This is a genomic window from Sphingopyxis chilensis, assembly GCF_035930445.1.
GTDB classification, from domain to species: domain Bacteria; phylum Pseudomonadota; class Alphaproteobacteria; order Sphingomonadales; family Sphingomonadaceae; genus Sphingopyxis; species Sphingopyxis chilensis.
This window is the reverse complement of record NZ_CP142394.1, coordinates 2,353,701-2,369,499: the sequence shown is the minus strand read 5'-3', so window position 1 is coordinate 2,369,499 and position 15,799 is coordinate 2,353,701. Positions and strand designations below refer to the sequence as shown.

The following is a 15,799-nucleotide window of genomic DNA, read 5'->3' as shown; positions in this document are numbered from 1 at the left end:
AGTCGGTCATAGGGCAAAATTGCCCCGAATGAAAATGCCCCTGCGCGATGAAGAGCGGTCGCGGGATTGGACAAAATGTCCTATGTGCAGTGCAACAAAGGAGGCTTAGGGCCCGCCCTCAAATCCAGCGGCGCCGAGGTTTGAAGCAAAATGGCCCAGTGCGAGGAAAGAAGGCGAAGACATATGTCGATATTTCGAGACTTCTTGACGAAGCAATGGGCCATTTTGATCAAATCCCTTCGGGACGTCCAAATGGCTTCCATCTCGGGCCGAAAGCCGCTTGCGAAGGCAACCAGCCTTCCCGGCGCGTCTTTCGGCCCGAGCTGTTTGCCATTTGGACGCCTCGACGCCGCTGGAATTGAGGGCGGGCCCTGCGCGCGCATCATGCCAAGCTATCTCCCCCGTTTTCTCGCTCGATGGCGGTTTTTGCCGCTGCTCGCCGCGCTGCCCTTCCTGTCGGGCTGCGGGCTGATCGTGCTCGATCCCGCCGGCGACGTCGCGCGCCAGCAGGGCGATCTGATCGTCCTGTCGACGGTGCTGATGCTGCTCATCATCGTGCCGGTGATGGCGCTGACGATCTTCTTCGCGTGGAAATATCGCGCGTCGAACAAGGAGGCGACGTACAAGCCCGACTGGGACCATTCGACCCAGCTCGAACTCGTCATCTGGTCGGCGCCGCTCTTGATCATCATCTGCCTGGGCGCAGTGACGTGGGTCGCGACGCATTTGCTCGACCCCTATCGCCCGCTCGCGCGCACGGCGCCGGGCCAGCCCGTTGCGGCGGAGGTCAAGCCGCTCGACGTGCAGGTGGTGGCGCTCGATTGGAAATGGCTGTTCATCTATCCCGAACAGGGCGTCGCGACGGTGAACGAACTGGCGCTGCCGGTGAACCGGCCGGTGCGTTTCCGCATCTCCTCCTCGTCGGTGATGAACAGCTTTTACGTGCCCGCGCTCGCGGGGCAGATTTACGCGATGCCGGGCATGGAGACGAAGCTGCACGGCGTCTTCGACAAGACCGGCGAGTTCACCGGCTTTTCGGCCAATTATTCGGGATGGGGCTTTTCGAACATGCGCTTTGCGGTGAAGAGCCTGCCCGCGGGCGAGTTTGACCAATGGGTCGCCGAAGCAAAAGCCTCGTCCGAAGGCGACCTCAGCCGTGACGCCTATCTGAAGCTCGAAAAACCGACGCACAAGGAGCCGGTCCGCCGCTTTGCCGCGAGCGATCCGCAGCTGTTCGATGCCGTCGTCAACATGTGCGTCGAGCCCGGCAAGATGTGTATGCACGACATGATGTCGCTCGACGCGGCCGGCGGCGCGGGCATCGCGGGGATCGGCAATGTCCGGCAGGTCACCTACGACAAGTTCGCCGCGCGCGGCACCGTCGACGCCGCCCGCTGGAGCATGCGCTATGTCGCCGCCTATTGCAGTTCGCCGGTGATGTCGAACGACCGCCCCGACGCAAGGCCGGTGTCGCCGGAAAGGCTGAAGGGCGAGGGGCTTCCGGTTCCGGCCGAGCCCGAACGCACCGCGCTCAACGCGCGTGTCGCCCGCCCGATGTCCTGAACCTAAGCCCGAGATCCCCATGACCATCCCGCATCCCGCACCCGAAACCGGTCCGATCCTCGGCAAGCTGTCGCTCGAGGCGCTGCCGCTCCACGAGCCGATCCTCGTCGTCACCTTCATCGGCGTCGTCCTCGGCGGCATCGCCGTGCTCGGCCTGATCACCAAATTCCGCCTCTGGGGTTATTTGTGGACCGAATGGTTCACCACCGTCGACCACAAGCGCATCGGGATCATGTACATGATCCTCGGCCTCATCATGTTCCTGCGCGGCTTTGCCGACGCGATCATGATGCGCCTGCAACAGGCGATGGCGTTCGGCGGGTCCGAAGGATACCTGACCCCCCACCATTATGACCAGGTGTTCACGGCGCATGGCGTGATCATGATCTTCTTCGTCGCGATGCCGTTCATCACCGGCCTGATGAACTATGTCGTGCCGCTCCAGATCGGCGCGCGCGACGTCAGCTTTCCCTTCCTCAACAATTTCAGTTTCTGGATGACGACCGCCGGCGCGGTGCTGACGATGATCTCGCTGTTCATCGGTGAATATGCGCAGACCGGCTGGCTCGCCTATCCGCCTTTGTCGGGCATCGCCTACAGCCCGAATGTCGGCGTCGATTATTATATCTGGGGGCTGCAGATAGCCGGGATCGGCACGACCCTGTCGGGTATCAACCTGATCGTCACGATCCTGAAGCTGCGCGCGCCGGGCATGGGGCTGATGAAGATGCCCGTCTTCACCTGGACCTCGCTCTGCGCGAACATCCTGATCGTCGCCTCCTTCCCGATCCTGACGGCGACGCTCGTGCTGCTGACGCTCGACCGTTATGTCGGCACCAATTTCTTCACCAACGATCTCGGCGGATCGCCGATGATGTATGTGAACCTGATCTGGATCTGGGGTCACCCCGAAGTCTATATCCTCGTGCTGCCGCTGTTCGGCGTCTTCTCCGAAGTCACCTCGACCTTCTCGGGCAAGCGCCTCTTCGGCTATACCTCGATGGTCTATGCGACGATCTGCATCACGATCCTGTCGTACCTCGTCTGGCTGCACCATTTCTTCACCATGGGGTCGGGCGCGAGCGTCAACAGCTTCTTCGGCATCACCACGATGGTGATCTCGATCCCGACGGGGGCCAAGCTCTTCAACTGGCTGTTCACCATGTACCGCGGCCGCATCCGGTTCGAACTGCCGATGATGTGGACGATCGCCTTCATGCTGACCTTCGTCATCGGCGGCATGACCGGGGTGCTGCTCGCGGTGCCGCCCGCCGATTTCGTGCTGCACAACTCGCTGTTCCTGATCGCGCACTTCCACAATGTCATCATCGGGGGCGTGCTCTTCGGCCTGTTCGCGGCGATCAATTACTGGTGGCCCAAGGCGTTCGGCTACAAACTCGACGTCTTCTGGGGCAAGGTCAGCTTCTGGTGCTGGGTGGTCGGTTTCTGGGTCGCCTTCACGCCGCTCTATATCCTCGGCCTGATGGGCGTGACACGGCGCATGCGCGTGTTCGACGACCCGAGCCTGCAAATCTGGTTCGTGATCGCCGGCATCGGCGCGCTGATCGTCGCGGCGGGCATCGGCGCGATGCTGATCCAGTTCGGTGTCAGCATCTGGCGCCGCAAGGAACTGCGCGACACCACGGGCGGCGATCCGTGGGACGGTCGCACGCTCGAATGGGCAACCAGCTCGCCGCCGCCCGACTATAATTTCGCCTTCACGCCGGTGATCCACGACCTCGACGCGTGGTACGATATGAAGACGCGGGGGCACCAGCGGCCGGTCGGCGGCTATCGCGACATCCACATGCCGAGCAACACCGGCACGGGGATGATCCTGTCGGGTTTCTGCCTGGTGATGGGATTTGCGCTGGTCTGGCACATCTGGTGGCTCGTGGCGCTGAGCTTCGCTGCGACGATCGTCGGCGCGATCTATCACACCTTCAACTACAAGCGCGATTTCGACATCCCGGCGGCAACGGTCACCGCGGTCGAGGAAGCGCGCACCCGCCAGCTGGCGGCCGGAGCCTGATGCGATGAGTGCCAAGACCATCACCGCGAACGAACCCGTCCAGTTCTACGACCTCGACGAGCATGCGCATCCCGAGGGGCACAGCACGATGCTGGGCTTCTGGATCTACCTGATGAGCGACTGCCTCATCTTTGCGATCCTTTTTGCCTGCTATGCCGTGCTCGGCGGCAGCTATGCCGCAGGGCCGGCGCCGAAGGATCTGTTCGATCTCAAGCTCATCGCGCTCAACACCGCGATGCTGCTCTTCTCGTCGATCACCTATGGTTTCGCGGTGCTCCAGATGCAGCAAGGCAAGGTGAAGGGCGTCCAGCTCTGGCTTGGCGTTACCGGCCTGTTCGGGCTCGCCTTCCTCGGGATCGAGCTTTACGAATTCCACCATCTGATCGAGATCGGCGCGGGTCCGCAGCGCAGCGCCTTCCTGTCGAGCTTTTTCACGCTCGTCGGCACCCACGGTCTGCACGTCACCTTCGGTATCATCTGGCTCGTCACGCTGATGGTCCAGCTCTCGAAGCATGGCCTGATCGCCGCGAACAAGCGCCGCGTGATGTGCCTGTCGATGTTCTGGCACTTCCTCGACGTCGTGTGGATCGGCGTCTTCACCTTTGTCTATCTGATGGGAGTGCTGCGGTGAGCCACGATACGCACGCGCATGACGCGCACCACGAGATCGAGATGCCGCACGCGACGATGCGCGACTATGTCATCGGTTTTGTGCTGTCGGTAATCCTGACCGCCATTCCCTTCTGGCTGGTGATGACGATGCCGCTGAGCGCGGGTGCGACGGGGGCGATCATCATGGGCTTTGCCGTGGTGCAGATCGTCGTCCACATGGTCTTTTTTCTTCACATGACGCCAAAGGCCGAGGGCGGCTGGTCGCTGACCTCGCTCGTCTTCACCATCATCGTGGTGGTGATCATGCTCGCGGGGTCGCTGTGGGTGATGCACCACCTCAACACCAACATGATGCCGATGCCGCACGAGCCGACGAGCCAATCCATCGGCCAGTCGACGGGCCGGATCCCGTGACACGCGCCCGCCGCGCGGCCTTCGCCGCGGCGGCGCTGATCGCGGCGCTCGGCCTCGCGGCGCTCGGCGTCTGGCAGATCGAGCGGCGCGCGTGGAAGCACGAGCTGGTCGCCGCGGTCGATGCGCGCATTCATGCCGCGCCGGTTCCGGCACCGGGACCCGCGCGATGGGATGCGGTGAACGCACGGGACGACGCCTATCAGCGCGTCGCGGCGACGGGGACATTCCGCCATGATCGCGAGACGCTGGTACAGGCCGTGACCGATCGCGGTCCGGGCTTCTGGGTTCTTACCCCCCTCGAAACCCCCGGCTTCACCCTGCTCGTCAATCGTGGTTTCGTGCCCAACGACCGGCGCGACGCGGCGACGCGCGCGGCGGGCAATGTCGCGGGGCCGGTGACGGTGACCGGCCTCCTTCGCGTGACCGAGCCCGGCGGCGCCTTCCTTCGCTCCAACGACCCGGCGGGCGGCCGCTGGTTTTCGCGCGATGTGACGGCGATCGCAAGGGCGAGGGGGCTGCGCAACGCTGCGCCCTATTTCGTCGATGCCGACGCGTCGCCGAACCCCGGCGGCTATCCCCTCGGGGGCCTCACCGTCGTGCGCTTTCGCGACCATCACATGGTCTATGCGCTGACCTGGTTCGCGTTATCTGCGCTCAGCCTCTTTTTTGCGTGGCGGCTGTGGCGTATCCGCGAATGATGACCGACCCGACGATCCTGCCCGCAGCAGCTGCGAAAGCGCCCGCGGGCCGCCGCAACATGACGCTGCTGATCCAGTTGCGCTGGCTCGCGGTCGGGGGACAGCTCGCGACGATCGGGATCGTCAGCGGGCCGATGGGCATTTCGCTGGCGCGCGGGCCGCTGCTCGCCGCGATCCTCGTGCTGATCGCGATCAATTTCGCGAGCACCGCCTTGCTCCGCCGCGGCCGGTCGGTGACCAATGCCGAACTCACCGCGGCGCTGCTGTTCGACGTCGCGGCGCTCGGTTGGCAGCTTCATCACAGCGGCGGGCTCGCCAATCCTTTCGCCTCGCTCTTTCTGCTCCAGGTCGTGATCGGGGCGATCCTGCTGACGCCGCGCTCGTCGTGGGCGATCGTTGCGGCGGCGCTCGCCGCGCTCGCGGCGCTGCGCGTCGACCCGACGCCGCTCGTGCTGCCGCCGCCCTATGCCGCCGACCCGATGAAGCTCTATCTGCAGGGCAGCTTCGTCTGCTTCCTCCTGATCGCGGTGCTGCTCGTCGCCTTCGTGACGCGGATCAGCCGCAATTTGCGCGACAGCGACGCCGCGCTCGCGGCAAGCCGCCAGCGCGCGGCGGAAGAGGATCATATCGTGCGCATGGGCCTGCTCGCCTCGGGCGCTGCGCACGAACTCGGCACGCCGCTGTCGACCTTGTCAGTGCTGATCGGCGACTGGCAGGCGGCGCCGCGGCTGAAGGACGACCGTGAGTTGCAGGAGGATCTCGCCGACATGGATGCGGCGGTGCAGCGGTGCAAGGCGATCGTCAGCGGCATATTGATGTCGGCGGGCGAGGCGCGCGGCGAAGCGCCGCAGCTGACCACGATGCGCGCCGCATTCAACGAGATCGTCGCGCATACCCGCGCGGTGCGCCGTCCGGGCACGGTCGAATTCAACGACCGCTTCGGTGCCGATGTGGCGATCGTGTCGGACCCCGCGCTGCGGCAGGTGATCGGCAACGTCCTCGACAATGCGGCGGAGGTGTCGCCCGACTGGACCAGCTTCACGGCGTCGCGCGACGGCGACATGCTGGTGATCGAAATCGCCGATCGCGGCCCCGGATTCAGCCCGGAGATGCTGGAGAATTTCGGCCAGCCCTATCGCTCGACCAAGGGGCGTCCCGGCGGCGGGCTCGGCCTGTTTCTGCTCGTCAATGTGCTGCGCAAGCTCGGCGGCGGCGCCAGCGTTGCCAACCGCGATGCGGGGGGCGCACTGGTTCGGATATTCCTGCCGATTTCGGCACTCGCGCGGCCGGGTGGAGAGGCGACATGACCGACGCCGGAAATGATCGGCGCCATCTGCTGATCGTCGAGGATGACGATGCCTTCGCACGCACGCTGAAACGCTCGTTCGAGCGGCGCGGCTACGCGGTGAAGGTCGCGCACAGCCCCGAGGAAATGGAGGCGCTGCTTGCGACTTTCCGGCCGGGCTATGCGGTCGTCGACCTCAAGCTTGGCGGCGCGTCGGGCCTCGCGTGCGTGCAGGCGTTGCGCGCTGCCGATGCGACGATGCGGATCGTCGTGCTGACCGGCTTCGCGAGCATCGCCACCGCGGTCGAGGCGATCAAGCTCGGCGCCTCCTATTATCTCGCCAAGCCGTCGAACACCGACGATATCGAAGCGGCGTTCGAACGATCGGAGGGCAATGTCGAGGTGCCGCTCGATGCGCGTCCCTCGTCGATCAAGACGGTCGAGTGGGAGCATATCCACCAGACGCTGGTCGAGACCGACTTCAATATTTCGGAGACCGCACGCCGGCTAGGAATGCACCGGCGCACGCTCGCGCGAAAGCTGGAGAAAAGGCAGATCCGCTGAAAGGGCACGGCCCGGCGCCAATCATTCTTGCCCCCCATTAGTTGAGAGGTTGGGCAGTTACTTCTTCTCCACCAGCTCGCGCAGCAGGAAACCGTGGAGCATTGCGGCACGCACCGCATCCTCGGCATGGTCGGCGCCGACCGAATGGCCGCCCTCGATATATTCATGATAATAGACGCGGTTGCCATTCTCCATCAGCCGCGCGGCGTATTTGCGCGCGTGGCCCGGATGGACGCGGTCGTCCTTGGTCGACAGATAAAGGAAGATCGGCGGGTAGGTCACGCCCTTGCGGATGTTGTGATAGGGCGAATATTTCGACAGGAAGGCCCAGTCCTCGGGAACGTCGGGATCGCCATATTCGGCGACCCACGAAGCCCCCGCGAGCATCTTGTCGTAGCGCCACATATCCTTGATCGGCGAGCCCGAGATCACCGCGCCGTAAAGGTCGGGGCGCTGCGTCATCGCCGCACCGACGAGCACGCCGCCGTTCGAACGGCCCGAGATCGCGATCTTGCCCTTGGCGCTGACCCCGGTTTTCACCAGATCCTCGGCGACCGCGTGGAGGTCGTCGAAGCTGTTCTGGCGCTTTTCGCGCAGCGCCGCCTGGTGCCAGGCGGGACCATATTCGCCGCCGCCGCGAATATTGGCGAGGACATAGGCATTGCCGTCCTCGACCCAGAAGAGGCCGAGCGGGCCGGCGCGGTAGGGCTGGCCGGTCAGGTAACCCGGCGTCTGCGCGGCGCGGAAGCCGCCATAGGCGTGGACGAGAGCCGGGACGGGGCCCGTCGCACCCTTTTTTCGGACGAGGAAATAGGGAATTTTCGTCCCGTCCTTCGACGTTGCGAACCGTTTCTCGGCGGTCATGTCCTTTGCGTCGAAGGTCGCGGGCAGGCTTTGGACCGGCTTCGGCGCGCTGTCCGCGCTCACGGCATAGAGCGTCGGGGGCATCAGCATCGTCTCGGCGCTCGCGAGGATCGTCTCGCGTTTGCCGATTGTGCCCGCGATATGGACCGTCGCATTGGCGGCGAGGGGAATTTCCTTCTGGCTCCAGCGCCCGTTCGGCTGGTCGCGGCGGAGCGCGAACAACTTGCCTTCGACGTCGTCGAGCGCCTTGACCCACAGGATATTGTCGGTCGCCGAGACATCCTCGATCGCCTGCGCGCTGGTCGGCGCCATGACCGGGATGACCGGGACCTGCCGGTCGGCCGCCATATCTTCGAGCGACAGCGAGATCAGCGAGCCTGCGGGAAAGCGGGTGCCGAAATCCTTGTTGAGAAAGACGATCGCCTGCCCATCCAGCACGTCGCGAAGGCTGGCGGTGTCGGGAATGATCGTCGAATGATAGCCGTCGCTGCCGACGCCGCGGATCAGATAGTCGGCGGTGTAGAAGGTCTTGCCGCGGCTGATCATCGGCCAGCGCGTGTCGCCGTCGACGAGCGCGAAGACATTCATGCCGACATCCTCATGCTCGCCCTCGGCGACCATCGTCGCGGCCGAGAGCGGGGTGCCGCGTTTCCAGCGCTTGACGATGCGCGGATAGCCCGACGCGGTCATGCTGCCCTCGCCATAGTCGGTGGCGACGAGCAGTGTGTCGGCATCCTCCCACGTCACGCTGCTCTTCGCCTGCGGCAGCGCGAAACCGCCGTCGACGAAGCTTTTGGTCGTGCGGTCCCATTCGCGCACGACGTCGGCGTCGGTGCCGCCGGGGCTCAGTGACACGAGGCAGCGTTTGTAATCGGGGGCGAGGCAGTCGGCACCGTGCCAGACCCAGCTCTGCTTTTCCGCCTTGCCGAGCGCATCGACGTCGATCAGCGTCGTCCATACGGGCTTGCCGGCAAGATAGGCGCCCAGCGAACTCTGGCGCCAGATGCCGCGCGGGTTGTTCGCGTCGCGCCAGAAATTGGTGATCATGTCGCCCATCACCTCGCCCGGCTCGGCGATCTGGCGGTCGTCATCGAGGATTTCGCGCGCGCGCTTGCGGTCCGCCTCGAAGCCGGGGCGGGCGGTGATCAGCTTGTCGGTTGCCGCATTTTCTTTCTTGACCCAGTCCAGCGCCTTCGCGCCCTCGATATCCTCGAGCCAGAGATAGGGGTCCTTCTCTTGCGGTGCGGCGAGCGCGACGGCGGTCATCGAACAGCTGAGGGCAAGCGCGGCAAGGCTGGCGCGGATCATTCAGAAAGTCTCCCCTGGGGTGTGGAGCCGCTGTGCTAGCAGCATTATACAGCGGAGGGGAAGGCCGGTTGCCAATGCACCATCGTCATTGCGAGCGTAGCGAAGCAATCCAGGGCGGCCTTGCGCGACTCTGGATTGCCGCGTCGCTTCGCTCCTCGCAATGACTGGAAATTACTGGTCGATGATGATCGTGCCCGGATGATGCTTGTCGAGATGCTTCTTGATGATCTTGAGATTGCGCGTGTTCGAGCGAAAGAAAAAGTCGAACGCGTCGCCGACGAGCGGCACCGCGCCGAGCGCGGTATCGACACCCAGATTGCCGACCATGCGCCAGATCTTCCACTTCGGCATGCCGAGGTTGCGCGCTTCCCAGATAAGATAGGCGCCCATCGTCGCGGCGATGACGTCGCCGACCACGGGGACGAGTCCGACGATCGCGTCAAGGCCGACCGGACGGTTGATGCCGGGAATGACGAAGCTGCGCTCGAGGAGGATTTCGAGCGTTTCGACACGCTTGCGCAGCGCCGCGGGGTCGGTCCGGTTCTGGATGAGAGCGTCGAAGATCGCATCCGGATTGGGGGTCGAAGGGGCCATCAGGGTCCTTTCAAAAGCGCTCGAACTTGAAGCGCCTCCATTTAGTTAGGCGCGGCGATCAGGTGATTCAATGGGTGCTGCGCACGGCCGTTGGCGCGCAGCCCGGTCAGGCGCTGCGACGCGACCGACCAGCGCAGCGGCGTCGCGAGCGGGATGAAGGGCGCGTAACGCGCCAGCACCGCCTCGGCCTCGCTGATCTGCTGGCGGCGCTGGCCGATATCGATGTTGGCAGTCGCCAGATCGATCAGGTTTTGCGCCTCGCGGTTGCACAGCGTGTCGCGGCGGCACGACAGGCGGCGTATTCCCCACAGGGGATCGTCGTTCGGGGCGACCTCGTCGATCAGGCGAAGGTCGGCGGACGACGCCATCGCGACGCGCCGGCTCGGCACGCCGATCGCGTTGAAGTCGGCGGCGACATAGGCGAACAATATGCGACCGCCCGGCGTATCGGGCACCGCAATGCGCAGCGGCTCGATCTCGCGCCCGGCGGCGCGCCAGGCATCGACCACGCGTTTCGCCTGGGCGAGGCGCGAGGCTTCGTCGAAATCGGCCCAGGCGGGGACCAGCGGCACCGGGCCGCCGTCGCGCGTGTAGAGCGCCGGGCGCAGCGTGACCTGCGGCTGCCATTCGGCGAGGCCAAAGGCCTCGATCAGCCGCTCGCGCCGGATCGCGCGGACGAGCGCGTCGCGGTTGATGTCGGTTGCGAGGAACCCCTCGGCGCGCACGAACGACAGGCCGAACAGGCCGGGCACCGGATCGACGACCAGCCGCGAACGGCCGACGTTCGAGGCGACGAAATAGGGCAGGGTCGAAAAGCGTCCCCCGATCACGCCATCGGCATAGCCGTTCTTGAACCGCGCGAGCGCGCCCTCGGGCGATGTGCCGACGAGCTCGATCGAGGCGGCGGGATCGTTCGCGGCGGCCTCGGCGGCTTCGGGATCCTCGGCGAGCGGGTCCGGGACGGGCGACAGCAGCACCGCGCGGCCGATCTTGCGCCCGCGCATCGGGCCCCAGCCCATGCCCTTGTTGACGATCGCCATCGACGGCTGCGCGAGCAGTTCGAGAATCGCGGGCTGCGGTACCGCGAGGCGGATTTCGATGACGGTCTCGGTCATCGCCTTGATCGTCTCGACCTCGGGGAAATCGTCCTTGAGGATGTGACGGCTGGCGGGGGCGAGATAGGAGCGCAGGATCGCCGAGACATCCTCGGCGGTGACCTTGCGCCCGTTGGTCCACTTGGCTTCGCGAAGCCGGAAGATATAGCTGCGCCCGTCGGTGGTGACGGTCCAGCGGTCGGCGAGGCCGGTGTCGATCTGCCCTTCTCCGTCATAGCTGACGAGGCCCTGCGAGGTCGCATCGAGCAGCGCGGCATTGGCGCCCGACAACTCCCCCGAAAGCGGCGTCGCCGCGGGATTGAGCGTGCCGATGGCGGCGATTTTCACAGGGCCGCGTTCGCCGAAGAGGTCGCAGCCCGAAAGCGCGACCGATGCGGATGCGACGAGGGAGAAGAGGATAGCGGGACGGATCAGGCGCATTGCGAACGCACCCTAGGACGGCGCGCTTCGCAAGGCCATGCCCTATTGCCGACCGTTCCGGCGGGGCAATCTGGTGCGGACGGCGGGACTTGAACCCGCATGACACTAGGCCGGCAGATTTTAAGTCTGCTGCGTCTACCGATTTCGCCACGTCCGCCTGGCCCGTTGGTCAAGCCGATGGGTCGATGGAGGTCAAGCGATGTTTGTCGCTTCACGGCAAGGGGTTGCTCGGCTAGACGGCGTGTCATGACAGCTGTCCTCCAAATTTCCGGTCTCGGAAAAACCTACAAGAGCGGTCACAAAGCCCTGAGCGACGTCGACCTTACCATCAACAAGGGCGAGATTTTCGCGCTGCTCGGGCCGAACGGCGCGGGCAAGACGACGATGATCAGCATCGTCTGCGGCATCGTCACGCCGAGCGCGGGGACGGTGACCGTCGGCGGTCACGACCACGCGCAGGGCTATCGCGCCGCGCGGGCGCTGATCGGGCTGGTGCCGCAGGAACTGCACACCGACGCGTTCGAGACGGTGATGGCGACGGTCACTTTCTCGCGCGGCCTGTTCGGCAAGCCCAAGGACCCGGCGTTCATCGAGCAGCTGCTGCGCGACCTGTCGCTCTGGGACAAGCGCTCGTCGAAGATCATGGAATTGTCGGGCGGGATGAAACGCCGCGTGATGATCGCGAAGGCGCTGAGCCACGAGCCCGAAATCCTGTTCCTCGACGAACCGACCGCGGGTGTCGACGTCGAATTGCGCCGCGACATGTGGAACATGGTGCGCGGCCTTCGCGAGCGCGGCGTGACGATCATCCTGACAACCCATTATATCGAGGAAGCCGAGGAAATGGCTGACCGGGTGGGGGTGATCACCGGCGGGCGGCTGATCCTGGTCGAGCAGAAGGACGAGCTGATCAAGAAGCTGGGGCGCAAGACGCTCACGCTCAATCTCACCGAACCGCTGGCGGCGATCCCCGAAGAGCTCGCACAGTGGAAGCTCGAACTCGCGGGCGAGGGCAATGAGCTGGTCTATGAGTTCGACAGCCGGGCCGAGGCGACGGGCGTGCCGTCGCTGCTGCGGCGGATGACCGACATCGGGGTCCAGTTCAAGGATCTGCATACCAGGCAAAGCTCGCTCGAGGATATTTTCGTCGGGCTGGTGCACGAATCGAACGTTACCAAGGGAGAAGCCGCATGACCGCGAACTGGCGCGGCGTACGCGCGATCTACGCCTTCGAAATGGCGCGCTTCGGGCGCACCTTCTGGACCAGCCTGATGCTGCCGGTGATCACCACGGCGCTTTATTTCGTCGTCTTCGGATCGGCGATCGGCAGCCGGATGACCGAGGTCAGCGATGTGCCCTATGGCGCCTTCATCGTGCCCGGGCTGATGATGCTGACGATGTTCACCGAAAGCATCAGCAACGCCTCGTTCGGCATCTATATGCCGAAATGGACGGGGACGATCTATGAAATGCTGTCGGCGCCGCTGTCGCCGCTCGAAACGGTGATCGCCTATGTCGGCGCGGCGGCGACGAAATCGGTGGTCATCGGGTCGATCATTTTCGCCACCGCGCACCTGTTCGTCGACGTGCAGGTCGCCTATCCGCTGTTGATGGTCGCCTTCATGATCCTGATGGCGGTGACCTTTTGCCTGTTCGGCTTCATCATCGGCATCTGGGCGCAAAGCTTCGAGCAGCTTCAGGTCATTCCGATGCTGGTGATCTATCCGCTGACCTTCCTTGGCGGCGCCTTCTACTCGCTCGACATGCTGCCCGCGGCATGGCGGACGATCACGCTGTTCAATCCCGTCGTCTATCTGATCAGCGGCTTCCGCTGGACCTTCTTCGGCAAGGGTGACGTCGGGATCGAGGTCAGCATGGGCGCGGTCGCGCTGTTTCTGGCGCTGTGCCTTGGCGTGATCTTCTGGATGTTCCGCACCGGATACCGGCTCAAGAACTGAGGCTTCAATAACGTCATTGCGAGCGCAGCGAAGCACTCTCCCGCTATCGAACGGGAGAGTGCTTCGCTGCGCTCGCAATGACGGCGTTCGGACTGTCGCTCAGCTGTTCAGCCGCTCGCGCATTTCCTTGCCCGGTTTGAAATAGGGGACGCTTTTCGCCTTCACATCGACGGCGGCCCCGGTGCGGGGGTTGCGGCCGGTGCGCGATTCGCGCGAGCGGGTCGAGAAGGCGCCGAAGCCGCGCAACTCGACGCGGCCGCCCGCCGCGAGTTGGTCGACGATCGAGTCGAAGAAGGTGTCGACGATGCGCTCGACTTCTTCGAGTCTCAAATCGCTGTTTTCGCTCGCGATCTTTTGAACCAGTTCTGACCGGATCATGTGCTTCCCCTAATATATACAGCCACGCGTTTCCCGCCGAAGCAGGATTCCGGACGTTGCCGGCCCTTAATGCGTGAGACCCCTCCCAACGCGCCGCAAAGGTATCACGAATCCCGATCCGGTCAAAAATATATCGCGACATGAAAAAGGCCCGCAGAGGGACACTCTGCGGGCCTTTTCTGTTACCTGACGGCGGAAGGAGGATCAGTCCTTCTTGCCGGCCTTCAGCGCTTCGCCGAGGATGTCGCCGAGCGACGCGCCCGAGTCCGACGAACCATACTGCGCGACGGCTTCCTTCTCTTCGGCGATCTGCATCGCCTTGACCGAGAAGTTGGGCTTTTTCGAACGGTCGAAGCCGATGACCATCGCGTCGAACTTCTGGCCGACCTGATAGCGTTCGGCGCGCTGTTCGTCGCGGTCGCGGCCAAGGTCGGCGCGCTTGATGAAGCCGGTGGCGCCATCTTCGCCGGCCTGCACTTCGAGGCCGTTGTCGCGGACTTCGAGGACCGAGACGGTGACGACGTCGTTCTTCTTCAGCGAACCCGCAGCGGCAACGCCGCCGCCGACGGCCGGAGCACCCTTTTCAAGCTGCTTGATGCCGAGGCTGATGCGTTCCTTCTCGACGTCGACGTCGAGAACGACGACCTGCACGGCCTCGCCCTTGCGGTGGAGGTGCAGCGCTTCTTCGCCCGAGATGCCCCACGCGATGTCCGACATGTGGACCATGCCGTCGACGTCGCCGGGCAGGCCGACGAACAGACCGAATTCGGTCGCGTTCTTGACTTCGCCTTCGACGACCGAGCCGATCGGATGCGATTCGGCAAAGGCGCCCCAGGGGTTCGACTGGGCCTGCTTGAGGCCAAGCGAGATGCGGCGCTTGTCGCTGTCGACTTCGAGGACGATGACGTCGACTTCCTGGCTGGTCGAAACGATCTTGCCGGGATGGACGTTCTTCTTGACCCACGACATTTCGCTGACGTGGACCAGGCCTTCGATGCCAGGCTCGAGTTCGACGAACGCACCGTAATCGGTGATGTTCGTGACGGTGCCAGACAGCTTCGCGCCGACCGGGTACTTGGCGGCGACGCCTTCCCACGGATCGCTTTCGAGCTGCTTCATGCCCAGGCTGATGCGCTGCGTGTCGCGGTTGATGCGGATGATCTGCACCTTGACCGTGTCACCGATGTTGATGACTTCGCTCGGGTGGTTGACGCGCTTGTAGCTCATGTCGGTGACATGAAGCAGGCCGTCGATGCCGCCCAGGTCGACGAACGCACCATAATCGGTGATGTTCTTGACCGCGCCTTCGATGATCTGGCCCTCTTCGAGGTTCTGGATCAGGCCGGAACGCTGTTCGGCGCGCGTTTCCTCGAGGATGGCGCGGCGCGACACGACGATGTTGCCGCGGCGGCGATCCATCTTGAGGATCTGGAAGGGCTGCGGCAGGTCCATGAGCGGGCCGACGTCGCGCACGGGGCGGATGTCGACCTGCGAACCCGGGAGGAACGCCACGGCGCCGCCGAGGTCGACGGTGAAGCCGCCCTTGACGCGGCCGAAGATGACGCCTTCGACGCGGGCTTCCTTGTTGAATTCTTCTTCCAGGCGGTCCCAGGCGGCTTCGCGGCGAGCACGGTCGCGCGACAGCATGGTTTCGCCATTGGCGTTTTCGACGCGGTCGACATAGACTTCGACTTCGTCACCGACGTTGATGTCGGCCTTCTGGCCCGGCATCGCGAATTCGCGAAGCGGCACGCGGCCTTCGCTCTTCAGGCCGATGTCGATCACTGCCAGGTCGTTTTCGATCGCGGTCACGGTGCCCTTGACGACGCGGCCTTCAAAGCCGCCATCAGCACCACCCAGCGATTCGTCGAGCATCGCGGCGAAATCGTCGCGCGACGGAAAAGCCGTAGAGGCCATAGAGTGTATTCCTTACTTCATTGTTCCGGCCAAGCGGTTGGTTCCGCTGGTCTTGTGGCCGATCCGTCCCGTCCGCC

At 64.4% G+C, this 15,799-nt stretch carries 14 protein-coding genes and 1 tRNA gene; 9 read left to right on the top strand and 6 right to left on the bottom strand.

Annotated elements, in window-relative coordinates; all coding sequences use genetic code 11:
- The first annotated feature begins 384 nt into the window (after window positions 1-384).
- From cyoA to VSX79_RS10935, 7 genes are read left to right on the top strand one after another with little or no spacing between them, the layout of a single operon-like run.
- Window positions 385-1,563, top strand: a complete 1,179-nt coding sequence (cyoA, locus tag VSX79_RS10965; protein WP_407697217.1) for a ubiquinol oxidase subunit II — start codon at window positions 385-387, stop codon at window positions 1,561-1,563.
- A 19-nt stretch (window positions 1,564-1,582) separates the two neighbouring features.
- A complete protein-coding gene (gene cyoB / locus VSX79_RS10960; protein WP_326913354.1) occupies window positions 1,583-3,595 on the top strand; it encodes a cytochrome o ubiquinol oxidase subunit I in 2,013 nt (670 codons plus the stop codon).
- Between the two features lie 4 nt (window positions 3,596-3,599).
- A complete protein-coding gene (cyoC, locus tag VSX79_RS10955) occupies window positions 3,600-4,226 on the top strand; it encodes a cytochrome o ubiquinol oxidase subunit III (protein WP_326913353.1) in 627 nt (208 codons plus the stop codon).
- On the top strand, window positions 4,223-4,621 hold the full coding sequence (gene cyoD, locus VSX79_RS10950; protein WP_179495486.1) for a cytochrome o ubiquinol oxidase subunit IV: 399 nt from the start codon (window positions 4,223-4,225) through the stop codon (window positions 4,619-4,621). The genes cyoC and cyoD overlap by 4 nt, the downstream gene beginning before the upstream one ends.
- Window positions 4,618-5,319 (top strand): SURF1 family protein, encoded by a 702-nt coding sequence (locus tag VSX79_RS10945; RefSeq protein WP_326913352.1) that lies wholly within the window; start codon window positions 4,618-4,620, stop codon window positions 5,317-5,319. The genes cyoD and VSX79_RS10945 overlap by 4 nt, the downstream gene beginning before the upstream one ends.
- Complete coding sequence (locus VSX79_RS10940) at window positions 5,319-6,626, top strand: ATP-binding protein (RefSeq protein ID WP_179497302.1); 1,308 nt, start codon at window positions 5,319-5,321, stop codon at window positions 6,624-6,626. The genes VSX79_RS10945 and VSX79_RS10940 overlap by 1 nt, the downstream gene beginning before the upstream one ends.
- Complete coding sequence (locus VSX79_RS10935) at window positions 6,623-7,168, top strand: response regulator transcription factor (RefSeq protein WP_179495490.1); 546 nt, start codon at window positions 6,623-6,625, stop codon at window positions 7,166-7,168. The genes VSX79_RS10940 and VSX79_RS10935 overlap by 4 nt, the downstream gene beginning before the upstream one ends.
- A 57-nt stretch (window positions 7,169-7,225) precedes the next feature.
- On the opposite strand, the gene VSX79_RS10930 is transcribed toward VSX79_RS10935, so the two are convergent.
- The 4 genes from VSX79_RS10930 to VSX79_RS10915 all read right to left on the bottom strand — a co-directional run bounded on the left by VSX79_RS10930 (window position 7,226) and on the right by VSX79_RS10915 (window position 11,626).
- A complete protein-coding gene (locus tag VSX79_RS10930) occupies window positions 7,226-9,340 on the bottom strand; it encodes a prolyl oligopeptidase family serine peptidase (RefSeq protein ID WP_326913351.1) in 2,115 nt (704 codons plus the stop codon).
- A gap of 171 nt (window positions 9,341-9,511) precedes the next feature.
- Entirely contained in the window at window positions 9,512-9,934 is a 423-nt protein-coding gene (locus VSX79_RS10925) for a DUF4112 domain-containing protein (protein ID WP_179495495.1), read from the bottom strand.
- Window positions 9,935-9,975: 41 nt separating this feature from the next.
- Window positions 9,976-11,469, bottom strand: coding sequence for an ABC transporter substrate-binding protein (locus VSX79_RS10920; protein WP_179495497.1), 1,494 nt, complete (start codon window positions 11,467-11,469; stop codon window positions 9,976-9,978).
- A 71-nt stretch (window positions 11,470-11,540) separates the two neighbouring features.
- A tRNA-Leu gene (locus VSX79_RS10915) sits at window positions 11,541-11,626 on the bottom strand.
- Window positions 11,627-11,715: 89 nt separating this feature from the next.
- Between VSX79_RS10915 and VSX79_RS10910 the strand changes: the two genes are divergently transcribed.
- A complete protein-coding gene (locus VSX79_RS10910; RefSeq protein ID WP_326913350.1) occupies window positions 11,716-12,663 on the top strand; it encodes an ABC transporter ATP-binding protein in 948 nt (315 codons plus the stop codon).
- Entirely contained in the window at window positions 12,660-13,427 is a 768-nt protein-coding gene (locus VSX79_RS10905) for an ABC transporter permease (RefSeq protein ID WP_179495502.1), read from the top strand. The genes VSX79_RS10910 and VSX79_RS10905 overlap by 4 nt, the downstream gene beginning before the upstream one ends.
- A 99-nt stretch (window positions 13,428-13,526) precedes the next feature.
- Here VSX79_RS10905 and VSX79_RS10900 read toward each other — a convergent pair whose 3' ends face one another.
- Together VSX79_RS10900 and rpsA are read right to left on the bottom strand one after the other, a co-directional pair.
- Window positions 13,527-13,805, bottom strand: a complete 279-nt coding sequence (locus VSX79_RS10900; protein ID WP_179495504.1) for an integration host factor subunit beta — start codon at window positions 13,803-13,805, stop codon at window positions 13,527-13,529.
- 204 nt (window positions 13,806-14,009) lie between these two features.
- Window positions 14,010-15,722, bottom strand: a complete 1,713-nt coding sequence (gene rpsA, locus VSX79_RS10895; RefSeq protein ID WP_179495506.1) for a 30S ribosomal protein S1 — start codon at window positions 15,720-15,722, stop codon at window positions 14,010-14,012.
- Window positions 15,723-15,799 lie beyond the last annotated feature (77 nt).